Consider the following 20,376-nt stretch of genomic DNA (forward strand, 5'->3'; position numbering starts at 1 on the left):
CCCGGAGCCGATTCATTTGCGGCGTTGGTGATGACGTACTGTCGGAGGAGGCCGGGTGTCCCGCCTGACTGGGGCAGGTGAGCAGCGAAGGGCCGAGGTGATCGACGAACAGGGCGATACGGTGCCGCTGCCAGTGATCCCGTCAGCAGGTGACCCACAGAAGCCGAGTGGCCACCGGCAGGCGCCGATCCTCAAGAAGGTCGCGCTCGGAGTCGCTGTCTGCCTCGTCGCCGGAGCCGGGTACGCCGGTCTGCGGCAGGTCGCCAACGCGCCCGCCGACCCGAACGGTTCACCGGCACACTCGCATTCGGCCACTTCGGCGACACCGGACCAGGCCGAGGCCGGAGTACGTCGGGCCGTCGCCGGCGAGGCTGTCCTGCAGAAGATGACCGACGCGGTCGAGAACGACAACCGCACCGAGTTCCTCGACACCATCGACCCGAAGGCCACGGACTTCCGCGGCGCCGCGCGGACGATCTTCTCGAACCTGACCACGCTGCCGATCAGCACGTTCCAGTTGCGCTACGTGAGCGACGACCCCGCGGCGCTGACGCCCGACCGGCAGACCCAGCTCGGCGGCACGCAGTCCTGGCTGGCCCAGGTCGAGGTCTCCTGGCAGCTCTCCGGGTACGACGTGAAGCCGGCCCGCGAGACCCTTCCGGTGACGTTCGTCACCCGCGACGGGACGACGTACGCCGCCTCGTTCTCGGAGCGGTTCGCAGCGGGACAGCGGCGACCGGTGTGGGCGCTCGGCCAGGTCGAGGTGGCCAAGGGCAAGCACAGTCTCGTGGTGAGCCTCGATTCGGAAGCGGAAGCGAAGAGCTACGTGTCGGTGGCCGACAAGGCGGTCGACTCGGTCAGCAAGGTCTGGGGCAAGAACTGGCGGCAGAAGGTGGTCGTCTACCTGCCCGCCAAACAGTCCCAGATGGAAGGCGTTCTCGGCGCCCAGCCGAACACCTACACCCAGATCGCCGCGGTCACCTTCGCCGAGCTCGACACGCCGGCCGTCGGCGCGCCGGTGCGGATCGTGGCCAACCCGAAGCTGTTCGAGGAGCTCGGTAAGCAGGGCCGCCGGATCGTGCTGACGCACGAGACCACGCATGTCGCATCGACCGCGACCGCCTCACCGGTGCCGTTGTGGCTGGCCGAGGGTTTCGCGGACTACGTCGCGTTCACCGCTGTGCCCGTGCAGGACGAGTCGGCAGCGAAGGAGCTGTTCAAGGCGGTCCGCGCAGGGAAGGTGCCGACCACCTTGCCGACGCCCGAGGCGTTCGCGGCGTCGGCGACCGACCTGCCGCAAGCTTACGAGTCGGCCTGGCTCGCGTGCCGGTTGATCGCCGAGCGTGAAGGACAGGCCAAGCTGGTGAAGTTCTACCGGACTGTGCACACGTCGAAGAGTTCGACCGGTCTCGCGGATGCGTTCAAGTCGGTGCTGGGGATGACCGAGGCCGAGTTCGTCGCCGAGTGGCAGAAGTACCTCGAAAGGCTCGCGGGTGCCTAGACCGGCCGGCCGGTCGGCTCCCTGGATCGCCGGCGGCGTGCTCGCCGTCGCACTCGTCTTCACGATCGCCGTCACGACTCCGTGGCATCTGATCGACCTGCCGAAACCCGACGCCGCGCTCGACTTCACCACCGCCGAGATCGCCCGCCAGAACGCGTTCCGGCACGAGATCCTGCCGTGGTCGACGGCGTCCTGGATCATCTCGCTCGTGGTGCCGCTCGTCATCGGCTTCACCCCGCTCGGCCGCCGGCTGTACGACGCGCTGCACGTCCGGCTCTGGTTCATCGCCGTTCCGATCACGGTCGCCGCCGTCGTCCTGATCACGAGTCTGCTCACCGTCCCGACCGACGTCTTCGCCGAGCGGGTCAGTCTCAAGTACGGCCTGTCGGTGGAGAACTGGCGGCTGTGGGTCTGGGACCGCGGCATCAACTGGGCCATCACCTCGCTCGGCCTCGCGGTGGTCGCCGTCGTCCTGATGGCGTTCGCGAAGATCTGGCGGCAGCGCTGGTGGTTGCCGGGGGCAATCGTTGCGGCGTTGCTCGTGCTCGGCGTCTCGTTCGCGTACCCGGTGCTGATCGAGCCGCGGTTCAACCACTTCACCTCGATGCCGGCCGGTGCCCAGCGCAACGAGTTCCTGGAGCTGGCCAAGCAGGACGGTGTACCGGTCAAGGACGTGCTGGTCGCGGACGCGTCCAAGCGGACAACCGCCTTGAACGCTTACGTCTCGGGCTTCGGCTCGACCCGTCGGCTGGTCGTGTACGACACGCTGCTCAAGGACACTCCGCCCGCACAGGTACGGCTCGTGGTCGCGCACGAGCTCGGTCACGCGGCGGAGGACGACGTACTGCACGGCACGCTGATCGGCGTTCTCGGTACGGCGTTCGGCGTCACGCTGCTGTATTTGTTGCTCGGGAACCGGATGGCCGATCCGCGGCGGGCCGCGCTGCTGGTCGCACTGATTGCGGCCGCGACGACGCTGGCGAGCCCGGTGCAGAATCTGGTCAGCCGGAAGATCGAGGCCCGCGCCGACTATCACTCGCTGCGGCTGACGAACGATCCGCAGGACTTCGTCGCGATGCAGCACGACCTCGCGGTGCAGAACATCTCCGGCCTCGACCCGAGCCGCTGGCGGTACTGGATGTTCGCCGACCACCCGACCCCGCCGGAGCGGATCGCGATGGGCCGGGCCTGGGGGACCGCGAACGGCGACCCGGTCCCGCCACTGGTCAAGCGATGACCGTCCTGGTCGTCACCAACGATTTCCCGCCACGCCAGGGCGGGATCGAGACGTTCGTCCGCTCCTTGTGCGACGAGCTTCCCGACGTCGTCGTCTACACCTCGCGAGAGCCGGGCGACACGGCGTACGACGCCGCGCTGCCGTTCCCGGTGATCCGCGACCGGACGTCGATGTTGTTGCCCACGGCCCGTACGACGAAACGTGCGGCCGGACTGCTCCGCGAGTACGACGCGGACCGGGTCCTCTTCGGAGCGGCGGCACCGCTCGGGCTGATGGGGCCGGCGCTGCGTCGGGCCGGGGCACGCCGGATCGTGGCGATGACGCACGGACACGAGACGTGGTGGGCCGGCGTACCGGGCGCCAGGCAAGCGTTGCGACGGATCGGGGATGCGGCGGACACGCTCACGACGGTGTCGTCGTGGTGCGAGGAGCAGATCGTCCCCGCTCTTTCCCCGGCGGCCGCCCAACGCGTGCGAAGACTCACCCCAGGCGTCGACACGCACCGTTTCACCCCGGGCTGCGGCGGGGAGCAGGTACGCAAGGGCCTCGGCTTGGAAGGCGTTCCGGTAGTCGCCTGCGTCTCGCGCCTCATCCGCCGGAAGGGACAGGACACGCTGATCCGCGCATGGCCGCGCGTCCGGGAGTCGGCGCCGGGCGCCACGCTGCTGCTGGTGGGCGGCGGGCCGGACCGGGAGTACCTCGAGGAGCTGGCTGCGTCGACCGGAGTGTCGGACGCGGTGGTGTTCACCGGCCCGGTTCCGTGGGCCGACATCCCGCCGTACATCGACGCCGCCGACGTGTTCGCGATGCCCTGCCGGACAAGGCGTTTCGGACTCGAGCCGGAGGCGCTCGGGATCGTGACTCTGGAGGCGTCGGCGACCGGGAAACCGGTGATCGTCGGGGACTCCGGGGGAGCTGCCGACACGGTGAAGCACGGGGAGACCGGATACTTGGTCGACCCGCACAACCCAGTCGGCGTCGGTGTGCGGATTGCGGAACTGCTGACGAACCCCCGGCACCGAGACGCTCTGGGCGCGGCCGGGCGGACGTGGGTCGCCGAAAACTGGACCTGGAGCAGGTCCGGGGCGGTGCTGCGGGAATTATTGGACAGCTGATGCGTTGAATCGTGTACTGTGATCGACATGCACCGGATGTTCCGACTTGCCGCAGCCGTACGAGCTTTCCGCTCCCCGGCTGCCGCTGCCTGACATCTTCGAAACTCCCACCGGCGACCGGAAACGGTTCGCCGGTGTTGTTGTTCCTGAGCCCGGTGGTCTGCTTTCCGGTCCGATCTTGACCAAGGACCCGAAATGACCATCAGCAGGACTTTCATCGACTTCTTCATCGACCGCGACCACGTCCCGACCACCGGGTCCACGCTCATCCCGCGGCAGGGTGATCCGGTGCTGTTCACGACCTCCGGGATGCATCCGCTCACGCCGTACCTGGAGGGAGAACCACATCCGCTGGGGCGCAGACTCGTGGGCGTCCAGCGATGCCTGCGAACCACCGATCTCGACGAGGTGGGGGACCCGACCCACCTGACCGTGTTCGAGATGCTGGGCTCGTGGTCGCTCGGCGACTACGGGAGCAGCGAGACGCTGAAGTGGGGCTACGAGTTGCTCACCACCCGCTTCGGCCTCGACCCGCGGCGGATGTACGTGACGGTGTTCGGCGGTGACGAGCAGGTGCCGTTGGACCAGGAATCGCTGCGGACCTGGCAGGAGCTCGGCCTGCCGATCGAGCTGACCACCGAGGACAACTGGTGGTCGAACGGCCCGACCGGTCCGTGCGGCCCGGACTCGGAGATCTTCATCTGGACCGGCGACGGCGACCCGGAGGGTACGCCGACCACGGACGACCGCTGGCTCGAGGTGTGGAACCACGTGATGATGCGGTACCGCCGCCTCGACGACGGCTCGCTCGAGCCGCTCACGCAGCAGAACATCGACACCGGTCTCGGGCTCGAGCGGCTCACGATGCTGCTCGAGGGCAAGCGGTCGGTGTACGAGACGTCGCTGTTCGAGCCGTGGATGCGGACGATCCCGAAGCTGTGGAAGCTCGACGAGCGCTCGCAGCGGATCGTGATCGACCATCTGCGGTCCAGCATCGTGATCGTCGGCGACGGCGTGTACCCGTCGAACACCGGCCGCGGGTACGTGCTGCGCCGGCTGATCCGCCGGATGCTGACCACGCTGTGGCGCGACGACGACTCGCGGTCGCTGTCCGACGTGCCGATCGAGCTGTTCGAGCACACGCTGGGCCATTTCCACCAGGGCGAAACGGTGACGCTGATCCGGCGGATCCTGATCGACGAGGAGATCCGGTTCAGCAACTTGCTCGACCGCGGCCGGAAGGTGCTCAGCCACGAGCGGTTCCACAAGTCGCTCGACGACACCGACTACGAGTACCTGCACGAGACCCACGGCCTGCCGCGGGAGTTGGTGGACTCGCTCAGATGACGGGATCCAGTACGTCGGTCCGGGGAGCGTCAGCGTCGGGAATCTCCGGCGATGCGACCTTCCCGACCGACGACTGGGCCACGAATGCGCCGACCAGGACGATCACGCCGCCGATGATCTGGTTGGTCCGCAGCGTCTCGCCGAGCAGGATCAACGCGAAGATGCAGGCCGCGACGACCTCGACGTACGCAACCGCGCCGGCGATCGCCGCGGACAGGCGCTGCACCGCGGCCGCGCCGGCCAGGTAGGCGACGACCGTACTGACCAGGATCAGCCAGGCGGCCATCAGCCAGCCGGGTGCGTGCCGGTGGCCGATCGCGATCGTGTCGACGAGCACGTGCCACGGCGTACCCCATGGTGCGGCGATGAAGGTGAGGACGACGGCGCCGACCACGCTGCCGGCCGCGGTCATCACCAGCGGGTCCGCAGCCCCGGTCAGCTTGTCGATCAGGATGAAGTACGTCGCCTGGCACGCGGCCGCACCGAGCCCGGCGAGCAGGCCGATCGGGTCGATCTGCAGCCCGGACCAGATCTCGGCCACGGTCGCGAGGCCGACGACGGCGATGCTGACGCCGATCGCGGCGGACCGCGGTACGGCGACCTTCTGCCCGAACTTCAGCCATGCGACCACCAGGATCGGGCCGGAGAACTCGAGCATCAGCGCGACGCCGACCGGCAGCCGGCTCGCCGCGAGGAAGAACAGCGTCTGGCAGCCGGCGATCCCGGTCAGGCCGTACAGCACGAGGGCCTTCCAGGACGCGCGTGCTGCCCGCAGCCCGGCGCGGCCGCGGAACGCCAGCACCAGCGGGACAAGCACGACAGCAGCGCCGAGGATGCGCAGCCAGGCCGCCTGTTCCGGCGTGAACCCGGCCCCGATCAGCGCCTTGGCGAACGGTCCCGAGCCGCCGAACGTGATCGCGGAGAAGATCGCGAACCCCAACCCCACCGACTTCGTGCTGTACATGGGCATAACGGTCTCATGCTCATTACAGGCCTGTCGAGTGAGATCTCACAGGACGTTCACGGCGCGCGCCGCGACCACCGCGATCGTGAGCAGCGAGATCAGCGACTGGGCGCCCATCAGTGTCTTGGTGCGGGCGGTCAGCGGCATGGTGTCGGTCGGGCTGAACGCGGTTGCGGCGGTGAGTGAGACGAACAGGTAGTCGGTGAATCCGGGCAGCCAGCGCTCCCAGCCAGGCAGGTCGACGGTCAGCTGCGGGAACAGCAGGTCGACCCGCTCCTCCTTGCGCTCGTGCTCGGGTGCCCGCGCGAACGGCCCGCCGCGGTCGATCTCCCAGTACCAGATCCCGAACGCGACGACGTTGGTCACCCAGATCACCACGGCGCCCTTCACCAGCACGTCGCCGTTGTTGGCGGCGCCATGGTTCAGGAAGTAGATCAGGCCGCCCAGGTAGACCGCGTTGGCGACCACCAGCACCCCGATGAGCACCAGGGCGACCCAGCGCAGCCAGGGCTCGTCCCGCAAGAGGTGGAACGGGTTCATCCACACCAGCGGCAGTAGGAGCAGCAGCCCTAGGCCAGGCAACAGCCACTGCGGCAGCACGTTGATCTGCGTCGGCACCAGCACCTGCAGGACCAGTGCCGCGCATACCGCCAGGGACGCCGGCCATCGCCGGATGTGACGCATGGTCGGTGCCGGGGCTTTCTGAACCTTGTTCACCCCCGCATTCTGTCCCCGATGCCGTGTTATCCGACGGAGGCGTCGACGACGGCCTGTCCAACCTCGGTTCGCCGGTAGTGAACCTGATGGCCGGTACGACGACGTGTGGCGAGCCCAGCGTCGTACAGCGCGGAGAGGTGCTCGGCCACCGTCGCCAGAGCCAGGCCGTACTGGCTGGCGAGGGCGCTCGTGGTCGCCGGTGGGTCGAGCGCGACGAGGAGGGTGGCGCGCGTGCGGCCGAGGAGGCGGGCCAGCGGGTCCGGGGGAGCGGGTGCGTCGGACCAGAGGCGGGCGGCGCCGCGGGCCGGGTAGACGAGGGTCGGGTGGTACGCCGGGTCCGCGACGATGACGAGGTACGGCCAGGCGAAGACTCCGGGCACGAGGAGCAGACCCTGGCCGGTGAGGTCGCGGTCCTCGGAGCGGTACCGGGTGGCGATCAGGCGGTCGTCCTCCCAGGCCAGCGTCGGGTGTAGGTCGTCGAACAGCCCGGCGAGGCCGCCGTCGGTCAACTGCTGACCGCGGTACGCGATGTCGTCTTCGAGCACCCGGCTGATCAGCGGCCAATCGGGCTTGATCAGGATCTCCCAGGCGCTCTCGATCTCGTCCGCGAGCCGTTCCCGCGTGCCGGCGAGGTCCTCGAGCATCTTGTCGATCTCGGGCGCGGCTGGGTTCTTCAGCTCGTCCCGCGAGCGGATCAGTTCGGTCCGCACGGTCTCGAGTGGGGTGCTGCGTACACGAGCGATCTCGGTCGCGAACTTCGCCCGCGAGGCCTTGGGCGGCGGCGTCAGGAAGTCCGGCGTGAACCCGACCCGCGGTTGCACGGCTTTCAGCCCGCGCAGATCGAGCCGGCTCGCCGCGTCACGGTTCGCGTCGATCCAGTCGCCGTACAGCGGCCGGTGCTTCGACCCGTTGAGCACCCGGACCGCGGACATCGTCTCCCACAGCGGCGACGCCCCGAACCGGCAGCGCAGGGCATCGGCCTGCGTGAAGCGCAGTACGGTCATGAGCGCGAACTTTCGGCCACAACCAAAACTCTACGCCGGGCGGGCCGCAGTCGTGCACCCTCTCGGCGTGAGGTCCTACGGAGCTGTCCTGAGCGTCCCCGGCATGCGGGCGGTGTACGCGGCGCACACGGTCTCGATGCTGGGGACGGTTGCGGCGCAGGTGGCGCTCTCGATCCTGGTCTTCGAGCGCACCGGCTCACCGTTGCTGTCGGCACTCGTCCTCGCGTGTTCGTTCCTTCCGTACGCCGTCGGCGGCGTACTGCTGTCCTCGGTCGCGGACCGGTTCCCGGCGCGGCGGGTGCTGGTGGTGTGCGACCTGCTCAGCGCCGCCTGCGTGGCCGCGATGCTGCTGCCGGCGATGCCGGTGGCGGGCCTGCTCGGGCTGCTGCTCGGGACCGGGATCATCGCGCCGCTGTTCGCCGGCGCGCGGGCCGCGAGCCTGGCCCACCTGCTGCCGACGGAACTGTTCCCGGTCGGGAGGTCGTTGCTGCGGGCAATCAGTCAGGTGTCCGTGCTGGCCGGCTTCGCACTGGGCGGGATCGCGGTCGCGCTCGTCGGCGCGAACTGGTTACTGGCCCTGGACGCGCTGAGTTTCGTCGCGTCGGCCGTCCTGATCGGTGCGGGTACGCCGTACACGCCGCCGGGGGAGCGGAAGAGCAACACGGTCCGGGACTCCTGGTCCGGCCTGCAGCTGCTGTTCGGGACGGCGAAGCTTCGCTATCTGATTCTGCTGACCTGGGTGGCGCCGGCGTTCTCGTCGGTGCCGGACGGACTGGCCGTCGCCTACACCGCTCAGGTCGGCAGCGCCGCTGCGGCCGCCAGCGTGTTGTTCGCCGGCTATGCGATCGGCTCCGTACTCGGCGAGCTCGTCGTCGCGCGGTTTCCCCCTTCCGCGCGGCGACGGCTCGTCGTCCCGCTCCTGCTCACCAGCCAGCTGCCCGCGATCGCCTTCCTGGCCGAGCCGTCCGTCCCGGTCGCGGCCGTCCTGCTCGCGATCGCCGGGGCCGGCTACGCGTTCAACCAGGGCATCGATCCGCTGATCCTGCAGGCCGTGGAGCCGTCGTACCGCGGCCGCCTGTTCACCGTGCAGACCAGCGGCCTGATGGCGATCCAGGGCGTCAGCATCGCCCTGGCCGGCGTCGTCGGCTCATTCCTGTCGCCGAACCTCACGATCGCCGCCGCAGGCATCCTCGGCGCGGTGACCACCCTGCTGATTGCCCGTCAGGCGCTCACCACGGAGCAACGTCGTCCAGTGAGCCAGGTCCTCTGAAGACTCCGGTCGGGCCGTCTGCGGGGAGCATCGCGAGCGCGACCGGGACGGCTGCTCCGTCGGCGACGGTGCGCTCGCCGCGCGGGACCGAGGCCTGCGTGTTGAGGTCGGTCGGGACGAGGCCGGGGGTTGCGGCGTTCACCTTGATGCCGTCGGCTCGGAGGGCGCTGGCGTAGACCAGCGTGAGCGCGTTGAGGGCGGCCTTCGAGGAGCTGTAGGCGAGCAGGCCCTGGGTGGCGAGGCGGCCGTCCAGCTCGGAGAGGAGGTTGACGGAGCCGAGACCGCTGGACATGTTCACGATCCGAGCGTTCGGCGACCGTCGGAGCAGCGGTACGAAGGCGTGGATCGCGGACACGACTCCGAACACGTTCACGTCGTACGCCGTGCGTACCTGGTCGGCCGTGATGTCCGCGACCGACGTACCCCACTCGGCGACGATGCCGGCGTTGTTCACCAGCACGTCCAGGCGGCCGGAGTCCGCCTCGACCTGCTTCGCGGCCGCGTCGACCGATTCCGCGTCGGTCACGTCGAGCTGCACGAACCGTACGTCGAGCCCTTCGTCCTGGAGCTCCGCCGTGGCGGCCGAGCCCAGCCCCGGGTTGCGTGCCGCCAGATACACCGTGAGTCCGCGCCGGCCGAGTTGCCGGACGATCTCGCGGCCGATGCCTTTGTTTCCGCCCGTCACCAGGGCGACTTCGTTCTGATTCATGTCCCCAGTTGAGCCCGGACCGACTGCTGCGGACCAACACCGATCAGGTGGTCCGCCATACCCTGGAGGTATGCCGGAACCTGAGATCCGCGAGCTGCGGTACTTCCGCGCGGTCGCCGAGGACCTGAACATCACCCGCGCGGCCGAGCGGCTGGGGATCGCACAGCCGCCGCTGTCGCGGGCGATCCGCCAGCTGGAACACCGCCTGGGCGTCGAGCTATTCGACCGCTCGGGCCAGCGTCTCGAGCTGACCGCCGCCGGGGAAACCTTGCTCAAGGAGTCGGGGCCGGTGCTCGACGCGCTGGATTCCGCAGTACGCCGGACGCAGCGGGCCGGGAAGTCGTCGCGGGGACTCGTGGTCACGGCGAAGCCTGGCGTCGCGACCGAGCTGCTGCATCGGATCGTCTCGGAACTGCGGGACGAGATGCCGGGCATCGAGGTTGTGGTGAGCGGGTTCGGGGAGCAGGCGGACATGGTGCGGGACGGGCGCGCGGATGTGGCGCTGGTCAGCCGGCCGTTCGACGACCCCGGGCTGGAGATGGAGGAGTTGTACACAGAGCCGCGGGTTGCCGCCTTGCCTGCCGGGCATGAGCTGGCTGCGCGGGAGGTGCTGTGCGCGGATGATCTGGCCGGGATCCCGGCGCCGCGGTGGAGCCGGTCCAATGTTGCCGAGCGCAACTACTGGTCGGCGCGGCCGGACGATCCGGTCGAGGGGCCGATCGTGCAGGACTCGTCGCAACTGCTCGAGGTGGTCGCGTTCGGGCAGGCGGTCGCGCTGGTGCCGCAGTCGATGGCCGAGCGCAACATCCGGCCGGATGTCGTCTACCGGCCGGTGGCCGACGTCGAGGCGTACCGGATGTTCGTGGTCTGGCCGGCCGGCAGCCGCTCGAAGGAGCTGGCACGCTTCGTCGAGGCAGCGATCAGGCACTCGAGCGGACGACCAGCGGCGCAGTAACGAGCCGTCCGGGGGCATCCGGCTCGCCGGCGATCTCCTGGAGTGCGCGGTCGAACAGGCAGGTCGCGATGTCCCGCAACGGGATCCGCGCGGTCGTCAGCGGGGTGTCGAGCATGCTCGCGAACGGGAAGTCGTTGAACCCGGTGACCGCGACGTCCTCGCCGACGGCGACGCCGCGCCGCTGCAGCGACCGCATCGCCACCACCGCGAACGCGTCGTTGTCGGCGACGAACACGTCCGGCGCCGGGGCCTCCTCGACGTACGCCGCTACCGCTTCCAGCGTGCCGAACGATCGCACCACCGTCGACGGGAACTCGCGGACGAACCCGGCCTGCCGCTGATGCACCCACGGCAGCGAACTGTCCGTCGCCAGGTACACCGCGCGCTCGCGACCGGTCGATCGCAGATGCTGCGCGATACCGGCCATCGAGGTCTCGTTGTCCACGTCGACCCAGCACTGCCGCTGCGTCGGCCCGGTCCGCCCGAACGCGACGAACGGGAACCGCCGCCGGCTCAGGAACCCGATCCGCTCGTCGTGCGGCATCGTCTCGAGTACGACGATCGCATCCACCTGGCGAGCCGCGATCAGCTTCTCGTACAGCGCGATCTCGGTCGCGTCCTCCACCGGGGTCGCGACGTGCACGCCGTACCCGGACAACGCGGCCGCCTTCACCAGACCGCCGAGCAGACCGTGCAGGAATCCACCGAGGCCCGGGTTCTCCTCGTCCTCGAAGTACAGCGGGAGGCCGATCACCTGGCTGCGTCCGGACGAGAGCGCGCGGGCCGCGTGGTTCGGGATGTACCCGAGCTCCTCGATCGCGGCGCGCACGGTCTGGACCGTCGGCGGTGCCACGCGGTGCGGTGCGTTCAGGACGTTCGACACCGTCATCGCCGAGACCCCGGCAAGCTTCGCCACATCCGCAACGGTTGTTCGCTTCAATCGATCCCCCTCAGGTCCGTACGATCCGGGCCACCCCGCCGACCGGTACGTCGATCGCCCACAGCCCCGCCGGTGTCGTCCTGCTACGAGAGAGTTCGACGCCGGCGCAGTCCGACACTACGAGCTCGACCGGTCGATCGTCGGCACCTTCGACGTAGATCCTGCCGTCCGCGCCGCCGTTCACGACCAGCGTGCACGGGTCCGATACCCGCACGACGGGGTTGGCGAACGTGGCGATCACAGTCTCCGACGATCCGACCGCGCGTACCTGCGTGTAGCGCGCGTCCGCACGAGACGGCAGCAGTACGCCGTGCAGCAGCGCGTCGGCGTGATCGCGCATGAACCCGAGCCAGTGCCGCACGACCCGCGCGTGCTCCGGCGACAGCGCATCGAGCTCCATCGACACCTGCGGCGTGCTGAACAAGGCACCGATGAACTGCTGCGCAACGTTCTCCGCGGACGCTTGCGGGTGCCACAGCAGCATGTCCGAGTGCACCGCGCGATCGCCGGCCAGCAGTCGGCAATCGACCGTGCGGACGCGGTTCTCCACCGGGTCGAGCGCGCAGTCGCCTGCTCGCAAGAACGTGCCGAACTGCCAGAGCCGTGGGTGCACGTAGTCCTGCCGGAACTCGATCAGTACGTCGGCCCGCAGCCGCCGCAGCTCGTCCGTCACGTCCTGCAGGAACCGCTCCACACCTTCGTCGACCGAAGTGCAGTCGCCACCAGGCGCCGCGGGCACGTCGTCGCGTGCCCAGGAATCGATGAAGTCCAGCTTGAGCCCGTCGACTCCCCAGTCCCGGACGGGCCGCACACAACACTCGACGAGGTGCTCCCGGACCTCCGGGTACCGCGGGTCGAGTACTGCGGTCACCTCGCCATCGGCAAAGCCCAGCGTGCGATCCTTCAACCGGGCCCAGGCCTTCGAGTGCACGCCGATCAGCGGCGGCGCGAGCCACAGCACGTACCGCTGGCCGAGGTCGTGCACCCGCCGTACGTGCTCGGCCATGTCGGGGAAGGTCTGGCTGGTCGGCTCCCAGTCGCCGCAGTACGCGTACCCGCGCCGCGTGTCGTCGGTCTGCCAGCCGTCGTCGACGATCACCGCAGTGCAGCCGTACGCCGCTCCCGCGCGGGCGTGCCGCTCCACGGACTCGGCCGACACGTGCTGGTGGTCGCTGTACCAGGTCGAGTACATCGCGGTCCGGGCAACGTCCGGGACCCGCGCGATGCGGTCCCCGAGCTCAGCCGTCCACGCGTCGGTCACGCCGCGCAACGCGTCGGCGAAGTGCTGGGGCCGGGTGTCGATCCGCAGGGTGAAGCAGTCGTCCTCGACGTCGGTCACCGTCAACTCGATCAGCTGCTCGGCGGTCTCCTCGTTCACCCCCACCGCGAAGTCGCAGACGCGCACACTCGCCGACAAGGAGATTGTCAACAATGCGCGGTCCTGTGCGTCGACGAGCGTCGCGACCGGCGCGGAGCGGACCGAGCGGATCTCGCGGTGCGCGCCCCAGTCGGTCGGCAGATTGCGCCGCGAGTCCTGCGTCGCCCGCCACAACGTGACCGCATCCTCCGCCGGCCAGGTCCACCGCAACGTCACCGCACCGCCGGCAGCCACCTCGTAGGACTGCAGACCGGCTGCCTCCGGCGGCCGCGGCGTGATGGTGCCCTCCCCGGTGAGAGTGGCGGTGCGCCGCGTGCGGCCGTCGGGGGAGCGGATCTCGAAACTCGTCACGCCGTGGACTATAGCGGTAAAACCAGACTCCCAGAAGGTATTGACGGAATTGGCCGCCATCTCTAGTTTTAGCGCTAATATCCGATTCTCCGAGGAGCCGTCGTGCTGACCCTGACGTCCAGCAGTACCTACGTCGAGGACGCCTTCGCGTGGGCTCGCAAGCGGGCTCTGGACTGGGTGCGGACCGGGCCCGGCAACCTGCCGTCGTACTGGGCCGGCTATCCGTCCCGGCCGATGTTCTACTCGCGCGACGTCTGCCACCAGGCGGCCGGCGCGCACCTGCTCGGGCTGGACGCGGAGAACTTCGCGATGTTCCGGCACTTCGCCCGCTCCGCGACGCCGGCGCGGAAGTGGTTCCCGATCTGGGCGTTCCACTTCGACGGGCGGATCGCCGCCCTCGACTACCACGACGACGAGCACTTCGTCCGGGAGATCCCCGCGGTGTTCGACCTGACCTACCGCGCCCTGGAGCAGTACGACTGGACCGGTGACCGCCGCTGGATCGACGACCCCGACCTGACGGCCTACTACCGGCACAGCGTCGGCGAGTTCGTCGAAGCACACGATGCCGACGGCGACGGCATCCCCGAAGCCGGCGGTACCGCGGACATCTTCCTCGGCACCGCCACCTACAACGAACGCGAGGCGCCGCTCCTCGTCGCCGGCGACGGCCTCGCCACGCAGTACGCCGCACTCCGCAAGCTCGGCTGCCACGCCGAGGCGGCCCGGATCCGGGCGACGTACGACGGGTGGTGGAACGGCGATCACTTCGCCCGGGGCATCACCAAGGACGGGCTCGACTTCGACTGGGGACTGGAGTCGCACACGCTGGTCCCGCTGTTCGGGCTGAGCGGGACGGGGGAGCGCAACGAGCAGTTCCTCGACTATCTCGAAGCCCAGATGGAAACCAGTCCGCCGCTCAATATCGAGTCGTTCAGTTATTGGCCCGAATTCCTCTTCAAACACGGCCGGGACGAGTCGGCGTGGCGCTGGACCAAGCACCTGATCGACAGCCGCGACGACTACCCGGAGATCTCCTTCACCGTCGTCGAGCATCTCGTCGCCGGCCTGCTCGGACTGCGTCCGGACGCACCGAACGCCGCGCTCGCAGTCACCTCCCACCTGCCCGCGGAGATCGACGATCTGATTGTCGACAATCTCCCGATCGGCGCGTGGACAATCCGCATCTGCCAAGAAGGCCGCGACACCACCGAAGTCACCATCCACAGCGGACCCGGTCCGCTCGCCGTGACCGTCGGCTCCGAGACCCACTCCCTCGAACCCGGCCGGACCGCCCGGGTCACCCAGCCCAAGGACCCCTCATGAAGAAGCTCATCCCCACCGCACTCGCGCTCCTGCTGGCCGCCGGCTGCGCGACCGGCAATGCGCCGGCCTCGAACAAGGACTCCGGCACAGCGGAGATCACCTTCTCGTTCTGGGGCACCAACTCCGAAGCCGCTTCGCTCAAGGCCATCGCGGCCGCCTTCGAGAAGGCGAACCCGGGCGCCAAGGTGACCACCAACTGGATCCAGTCCGACTACGAGCAGAAGCTGCAGACCTCGATCGCGGCCGGCACCCAGTCGACGGTGATGGAGATCAGCAACACCAGCCTGGCCGGGTTCGCCCCGAGCTTCGCCGAGCAGACCGTTGACCCCGGCAAGTACGTGCAGCCGAACATCTCGGCCGCGATGCAGTACCAGGACAAGTACTACGCGATGCCGTTCGCGGCCAAGCCCAAGGTGATGGCGATCAACACCGACGCGTTCAAGGCCGCCGGCGTACCGTTGCCCAGCGCAACCACCCCGCTGAGCCTCGACGAGTTCAAGAAGATCGCCGCCAAGCTGTCCCACGGCGACGGCAAGGCTCGCGTCTACGGCTCCAGCAACCTCTGGTACCGCGGCTGGCTGACCGCCGCGGGCGGCGGCTACTACAACGCGGACGCGTCCCAGTGCACCTTCGGGGACGGCACCGGTGTGCAGACGGCGCAGTACGTGGTCGACATGCAGAAGAACCGCTACGCGCCGACGTCGACCGACATCCAGGGGCAGGACCAGGCGCAGTGGTTCGCGGCCGGCCGGCTCGCGACGTTCAGCGACTTCGGGCCCTGGACGGTCGCCGACTTCGCGAAGATCAGCAAGCCGAGCTGGACCCTGGTCCCGGTGCCGGGCAAGGGATTCCCGATGGAGGTCGACGGGCTGGGGATCGCGAAGAACGCGAGCGGCAAGCAGCTCGAGACCGCGAAGAAGTTCGTCGAGTTCGCCAGTACGCAGCAGGTCGCCCAGGATCAACTGATCCAGGGCAACACGGCACTCGGCGTACCGATCATCGCGGCCTCGACGCCGACGCTGGAGAAGGTGCTGCCGGCCGAGCGCAACCTGGCCGCGTTCACCACCGCGCTGAAGTCCGGCATTGTCGGCGTCTCGGTCGCCAAGGAGGCGCAGCTGTCCGGTGACGCCGAGAAGGGCATGACCAGCTACACCGCGCTCGGCACCGGCAAGGACGATGTCGCGAAGATCCTGCCGCAGCTCGCGGAGAAGTGCACGCAGGCCCTCAAGAAATGAACCCGACCATCGGCTGGATCCGTGACCTGGCGGCGTCCTGGGGTGTCCCGAGCGCCCTCGTGCCGCTGGTCCCGTTCCTGCTCCTGCTGATCGTCCTGTACGCCGTCATCGGGCTGGCGGCGTACGGGGCGCGGCGGCGGTGGCCCCGGGCGGACAAGACGATCGCATTCTGGCTGTTCGTCTCGCCGTGGCTGATCGGGTTCTGCCTGTTCACGCTCGGGCCGATGGCGTCGTCGGTCTACGTCAGCCTGACCTCCTGGGACCTGATCACCCCTCCGCAGTTCGTTGGCCTGGCCAACTACACCGAGGCCTTCCAGGACCCCCAGGTCGGGCAGGCCTTGAAGGTCACCCTGCTGTACGCCGTGATCAGTGTCCCGCTGCAGACCGCGCTGGCGTTCCTCGTCGCACTGCTGCTCAACAGCGAGCTCCCGGGCATGCGGTTCTTCCGGACGGTCTGGTACCTGCCGTCGCTCGTCTCCGGGGTCGCGCAGATGGTGCTGTTCCTGTGGGTGTTCAACCCGCAGTACGGACTGGCGAACGACGTACTCGCGCACTTCGGCATCCAAGGACCGGGCTGGTTCAACGATTCGTCGTGGGCGCTGCCGACGGTGATCCTGATGAGCCTGTGGACGGTCGGCGGTGCGATGGTGATCTACCTGGCCGGGCTGAAGGACGTCCCGCCCAACCTGTACGAGGCGGCGGCGCTGGACGGTGCGGGCGCCGTACGGCAGTTCTGGCATGTGACGTTGCCGCAGTTGTCGCCGATCATCTTGTTCAACGCGCTCACCGGCATCATCGGCTCGCTGCAGATCTTCACCCAGGGCTTCATCGCGAACGGCGGCCCGAAGGACTCGCTGCTGTTCTTCGTCTACTACCTGTACGACAACGCGTTCCAGAACTTCCGGATGGGTTACGCGTCCGCGCTGGCCTGGATCCTGTTCGTCGTGATCCTCGCGCTGACCGCGGTCACGCTCCGCGGAAGCGCGTTCGCCGTTTACTACGAGACCGAGCTGGGCCGGAAGCGGAGGCGTCGATGACTGCACTCGCAGAACCTCTGGTGGTGCGTGCGGACCGGCCGTTCTGGCGCCGCAACCTCACGCTCACCGTCGTGCTGTACGTCGTGCTCGCACTCGGATCGCTGGTGTTCGTCTACCCGTTCCTGTGGATGATCGCGACCTCCCTGCGCTCGCTGGCGGGGGTCGGGAGTTCGGGGGCGAGCGTCGTACCGCACGAGTTCCTGTGGGACAACTACCGGCGGGCGGTGACGTCGTTCCCGTTCTGGCGGTACGCGTTGAACTCGGTGCTGACCACAGTGATCCCGATCGTCGGGACGGTGTTGTCCTGCTCGCTGGCCGGGTTCGCGTTCGCGCGGCTGCGGGTGCGGTTCTCCGGTGTGCTGTTCGCCGTCGTACTCGCGACGATGCTGCTGCCGGGGGAGGTGACGATGGTGCCGCAGTTCATGCTGTTCAACAACCTCGGCATGGTCGACACCCTGTACCCGCTGATCCTGCCGGCGTTCTTCGGGTCGCCGTTCTACATCTTCCTGTTCCGGCAGTTCTTCGCCCGGATGCCGTCCGAGCTGGCCGACGCGGCGGTCGTCGACGGGTGCGGCTGGTTCAAGACGTTCTGGCTGGTCTACCTGCCGCTGGCCCGGCCGGCCGTGGTCGCGGTGTCGATCCTGCTGTTCATGGGCTACTGGAACAACTTCCTCGGCCCGGCGATCTACATCAACTCCGACAAGTGGAAGACGCTGCCGCTGGCACTGGCCGGTTTCCAGTCGGTCAACGGCACCGACACGCCGTTGCTGATGGCAACGTCTGTGCTGATCACGATCCCGTGCCTGCTGATCTTCTTCGTGGCCCAGAAGCAGATCACCAACGGGATCACGTTCAGCGGGGGGAAATGATGCTCGGGCGGTACGACGGGAGCGCGTCGGCGAGGGTGGCGTAGTGGTCGAGGGGGCGGTCGGTGCGAGTGGCTCGGATCAGATCGGCGAGCCATTGGGCGGCACCGGAGGTGCGCAGCCAGCCGCCGTTCTCGACGGCGAGCTCGTGGGCGTCGGCGAAGATGTCGAGGGCCGCCGCTTCCATCCGGGTGACCCGGCGCAGATCGACCACCAGCCGCGGGAGCTTGGTGGTGATCACGTGCCGGAGCTCACCGGCGAACGTCGGCAGCGCGGCGACGTCGATCGCACCGGCGACGCGGACGATCGCGCACTCGCCGACAGCACTCCAGCTGCACACGAAAGGTCCGCTCACCTCAACCGGTCGGTGGGCGGAGCTGACCACTCGGGGTTTTGGCTTCATGCGTCACCGGTACCCGCGCGGTAATCGCGTTACTCAGGACATATCGTCGGCACGCAGTGTGCTCCAGGCCGCGCGGACGTGACTGCGCATCACCGATTCGGCCCAGTCCGGATCCCGGGCGGTGAGCGCCGAGACCAGCTCGTGGTGGTGCGCGAGACTGCGCCGCAGTGCCTCGGGGGAGTAGCGGGTGAAGGTCCGCCAGACCAGCGGGACCTGCACGACGGAGGCGATCACCGCGGTCAGCCGGCTGTTGTCCGCGGCCTCCAGGATCCCGCCGTGGAACCGGTTGTTCAGCTCGGTCAGCCGGTCCACATCGGTCGGCCGCCCGTCGGGCGCGACCCGGTCCATGGCGTCCGCGAGCTCGGCCAGCACCGTCAGGTCGGCACGCCCGGACACGGCGGCAAGCCGGCAGCCCCAGGGCTCCATCACCGACCGCAGGCTGAAGATCTCGTCCAGGTCGCGCACGCTCCAGACCTGGACCTGGACACCGCGGTTCCGCTCGTACCGGACCAGCCCTTCGGCGGTGAGCCGGCGCAGCGCCTCGCGGACCGGGGTCCGGCTGACGCCGAACGCCTCGGCGAGCTCGCCCTCGCGCAGCCACTCGCCGCCGTCCCGCCGCCCGGTCAGGATCTGTTCGCGGATCAGCCGGTACGCCTCGTCGGCGGCAGGCCCGTTGTCGGCCGCGCGGATGGTCTCGTCCATGGTGAGGGCAACCGTATCTCCCTCCCTGATCGTATGCAATCTATTGACGGGCTCAGCGTGGCGGCGTAGTTTCTCGGCCATCGAGGAAGCAGATTGCATGCAATCCGAGGATGGTGGATGAGTACACCCCTGCCGTTGGACGACGTCCGCGTGGTCGAGCTCGGGCAGCTGCTGGCCGGCCCGTTCTGCGGTCAGCTGCTCGGTGATTTCGGGGCCGAGGTGATCAAGGTCGAGGATCCGGCCCGCGGCGACCCGATGCGGCAGTGGGGTCGCGAGCGCCCGTACGGCAAGTCCCTGTGGTGGCCGGTCGTAGCCCGGAACAAGCTGTCGGTGACCGCGGATCTCCGCACCGAGGACGGCCAGGCGCTGGTCCGCCGATTGATCGCGCAGGCCGACGTACTGCTGGAGAACTTCCGGCCGGGGACCCTCGAACGCTGGGGCCTCGGGCCGGAGCAGCTCTGGGAACTCAATCCCGGCCTGATCGTCACCCGGGTCAGCGGCTACGGCCAGTCCGGTCCGTACGCCGGCCGCGCCGGGTACGGCTCGATCGGTGAGGCGATGGGCGGGATCCGGTACGTCACCGGCGACCCGGACCGGCCGCCGGCGCGGGCCGGGATCTCGCTCGGCGACTCGCTGGCCGCCACGTTCGCCTGCCTCGGCACCCTGGTCGCGCTGCACCAGCGCGGCCGGACCGGGCAGGGGCAGCTCGTCGACTCGGCGATCTACGAGGCGGTGCTGGCGATGATGGAGTCGCTGGTACCGGAGTACCAAGTGGCCGGGTACCAGCGCGAGCGCACCGGGACCACGCTGCCGAACGTTGCCCCAAGCAACGTCTACCCGACCGCGGACGGCGAGATGGTGCTGGTCGCGGCGAACCAGGACACGGTCTTCCGCCGGCTCGCGGAGGCGATGGGCCGGCCCGAGCTCGCCGACGACGAGCGGTACGCGACGCATGGCGCCCGCGGTACCTCGATGGAGGAGCTGGACGGCCTGATCGCAGCCTGGAGCAGCACGGTGAAGGCCGACGACCTGCTCGAGCGGCTGAACGAGCACGGCGTACCGGCTGGGCGGATCTACACCGCCAAGGACATGCTGACCGACCCGCACTTCAAGGCGCGGGAGGCGATCGTCCGGCTGCTGCACCCCGAGCTGGGCGAGTTCGCGATGCACAACGTGGTCCCCAAGCTGTCCGGCACGCCGGGCCGGGTCCGGCACGTCGGTCCGGCCCTCGGCGAGCACAACGACCTGATCTACCGCGACCTGCTGGGCCTCGGCGACGGCGAGCTGGACTCGCTGCGCGCGGCCGGTGTGATCTGAGG

The 20,376-nt window shown here is 69.0% G+C and carries 19 protein-coding genes; 11 read left to right on the forward strand and 8 right to left on the reverse strand.

Features of this window, described 5'->3' with window-relative positions; genetic code table 11:
* The first annotated feature begins 55 nt into the window (after nt 1-55).
* From ABT313_RS12245 to ABT313_RS12260, 4 genes are all read left to right on the forward strand, one after another.
* On the forward strand, nt 56-1,501 hold the full coding sequence (locus ABT313_RS12245; RefSeq protein ID WP_350851478.1) for a gluzincin family metallopeptidase: 1,446 nt from the start codon (nt 56-58) through the stop codon (nt 1,499-1,501).
* Nucleotides 1,494-2,738 (forward strand): M48 family metallopeptidase, encoded by a 1,245-nt coding sequence (locus ABT313_RS12250; protein ID WP_350851480.1) that lies wholly within the window; start codon nt 1,494-1,496, stop codon nt 2,736-2,738. Before ABT313_RS12245 ends, ABT313_RS12250 begins: the two co-directional genes overlap by 8 nt.
* On the forward strand, nt 2,735-3,853 hold the full coding sequence (locus ABT313_RS12255) for a glycosyltransferase family 4 protein (RefSeq protein WP_350851482.1): 1,119 nt from the start codon (nt 2,735-2,737) through the stop codon (nt 3,851-3,853). The genes ABT313_RS12250 and ABT313_RS12255 overlap by 4 nt, the downstream gene beginning before the upstream one ends.
* 195 nt (nt 3,854-4,048) lie before the next feature.
* Nucleotides 4,049-5,200 carry an alanine--tRNA ligase-related protein gene (locus ABT313_RS12260; protein ID WP_350851484.1) on the forward strand — a complete coding sequence of 384 codons (1,152 nt, stop codon included), beginning with the start codon at nt 4,049-4,051 and terminating at the stop codon, nt 5,198-5,200.
* On the opposite strand, the gene ABT313_RS12265 is transcribed toward ABT313_RS12260, so the two are convergent.
* The 3 genes from ABT313_RS12265 to ABT313_RS12275 are packed head-to-tail and all read right to left on the reverse strand — an operon-like array spanning nt 5,193 to nt 7,885.
* Nucleotides 5,193-6,164, reverse strand: coding sequence for an EamA family transporter (locus tag ABT313_RS12265; protein ID WP_350851486.1), 972 nt, complete (start codon nt 6,162-6,164; stop codon nt 5,193-5,195). The two genes, ABT313_RS12260 and ABT313_RS12265, sit on opposite strands and share 8 nt — an antisense overlap.
* A gap of 45 nt (nt 6,165-6,209) precedes the next feature.
* Nucleotides 6,210-6,881, reverse strand: a complete 672-nt coding sequence (locus ABT313_RS12270) for a hypothetical protein (protein WP_350851488.1) — start codon at nt 6,879-6,881, stop codon at nt 6,210-6,212.
* Between the two features lie 26 nt (nt 6,882-6,907).
* Complete coding sequence (locus ABT313_RS12275; RefSeq protein ID WP_350851490.1) at nt 6,908-7,885, reverse strand: DUF5937 family protein; 978 nt, start codon at nt 7,883-7,885, stop codon at nt 6,908-6,910.
* A gap of 67 nt (nt 7,886-7,952) precedes the next feature.
* On the opposite strand from ABT313_RS12275, the gene ABT313_RS12280 reads away from it, so the two are divergent.
* Entirely contained in the window at nt 7,953-9,155 is a 1,203-nt protein-coding gene (locus tag ABT313_RS12280) for an MFS transporter (protein ID WP_350851492.1), read from the forward strand.
* Here ABT313_RS12280 and ABT313_RS12285 read toward each other — a convergent pair.
* Entirely contained in the window at nt 9,115-9,864 is a 750-nt protein-coding gene (locus tag ABT313_RS12285; RefSeq protein WP_350851494.1) for an SDR family oxidoreductase, read from the reverse strand. The genes ABT313_RS12280 and ABT313_RS12285 overlap by 41 nt on opposite strands.
* 70 nt (nt 9,865-9,934) lie before the next feature.
* On the opposite strand from ABT313_RS12285, the gene ABT313_RS12290 reads away from it, so the two are divergent.
* Nucleotides 9,935-10,819: a LysR family transcriptional regulator gene (locus tag ABT313_RS12290; protein ID WP_350851496.1), complete on the forward strand. Its 885-nt coding sequence runs from the start codon at nt 9,935-9,937 to the stop codon at nt 10,817-10,819.
* Here ABT313_RS12290 and ABT313_RS12295 read toward each other — a convergent pair.
* Together ABT313_RS12295 and ABT313_RS12300 are read right to left on the reverse strand one after the other, a co-directional pair.
* On the reverse strand, nt 10,785-11,759 hold the full coding sequence (locus tag ABT313_RS12295) for a LacI family DNA-binding transcriptional regulator (protein ID WP_350851498.1): 975 nt from the start codon (nt 11,757-11,759) through the stop codon (nt 10,785-10,787). The two genes, ABT313_RS12290 and ABT313_RS12295, sit on opposite strands and share 35 nt — an antisense overlap.
* 10 nt (nt 11,760-11,769) lie before the next feature.
* Nucleotides 11,770-13,488: a glycoside hydrolase family 36 protein gene (locus ABT313_RS12300; RefSeq protein ID WP_350851500.1), complete on the reverse strand. Its 1,719-nt coding sequence runs from the start codon at nt 13,486-13,488 to the stop codon at nt 11,770-11,772.
* A 102-nt stretch (nt 13,489-13,590) separates the two neighbouring features.
* Between ABT313_RS12300 and ABT313_RS12305 the strand changes: the two genes are divergently transcribed.
* The 4 genes from ABT313_RS12305 to ABT313_RS12320 are packed head-to-tail and all read left to right on the forward strand — an operon-like array spanning nt 13,591 to nt 17,955.
* Entirely contained in the window at nt 13,591-14,814 is a 1,224-nt protein-coding gene (locus ABT313_RS12305) for a hypothetical protein (protein WP_350851502.1), read from the forward strand.
* Nucleotides 14,811-16,049 carry an extracellular solute-binding protein gene (locus ABT313_RS12310; protein WP_350851504.1) on the forward strand — a complete coding sequence of 413 codons (1,239 nt, stop codon included), beginning with the start codon at nt 14,811-14,813 and terminating at the stop codon, nt 16,047-16,049. Before ABT313_RS12305 ends, ABT313_RS12310 begins: the two co-directional genes overlap by 4 nt.
* Complete coding sequence (locus ABT313_RS12315) at nt 16,046-17,086, forward strand: carbohydrate ABC transporter permease (protein ID WP_350851506.1); 1,041 nt, start codon at nt 16,046-16,048, stop codon at nt 17,084-17,086. Before ABT313_RS12310 ends, ABT313_RS12315 begins: the two co-directional genes overlap by 4 nt.
* On the forward strand, nt 17,083-17,955 hold the full coding sequence (locus tag ABT313_RS12320) for a carbohydrate ABC transporter permease (protein ID WP_350851508.1): 873 nt from the start codon (nt 17,083-17,085) through the stop codon (nt 17,953-17,955). Before ABT313_RS12315 ends, ABT313_RS12320 begins: the two co-directional genes overlap by 4 nt.
* Here the strand turns inward: ABT313_RS12320 and ABT313_RS12325 are convergent.
* Nucleotides 17,939-18,292, reverse strand: coding sequence for an STAS domain-containing protein (locus tag ABT313_RS12325; RefSeq protein WP_350851510.1), 354 nt, complete (start codon nt 18,290-18,292; stop codon nt 17,939-17,941). The two genes, ABT313_RS12320 and ABT313_RS12325, sit on opposite strands and share 17 nt — an antisense overlap.
* Before the next feature lie 96 nt (nt 18,293-18,388).
* Nucleotides 18,389-19,057 carry a GntR family transcriptional regulator gene (locus ABT313_RS12330; RefSeq protein WP_350851511.1) on the reverse strand — a complete coding sequence of 223 codons (669 nt, stop codon included), beginning with the start codon at nt 19,055-19,057 and terminating at the stop codon, nt 18,389-18,391.
* 117 nt (nt 19,058-19,174) lie between these two features.
* Between ABT313_RS12330 and ABT313_RS12335 the strand changes: the two genes are divergently transcribed.
* A complete protein-coding gene (locus ABT313_RS12335; protein WP_350851513.1) occupies nt 19,175-20,374 on the forward strand; it encodes a CaiB/BaiF CoA transferase family protein in 1,200 nt (399 codons plus the stop codon).
* Nucleotides 20,375-20,376: the final 2 nt, after the last annotated feature.

Source organism: Kribbella sp. NPDC000426 (assembly GCF_040300265.1).
Taxonomy (GTDB): Bacteria; Actinomycetota; Actinomycetes; order Propionibacteriales; family Kribbellaceae; genus Kribbella.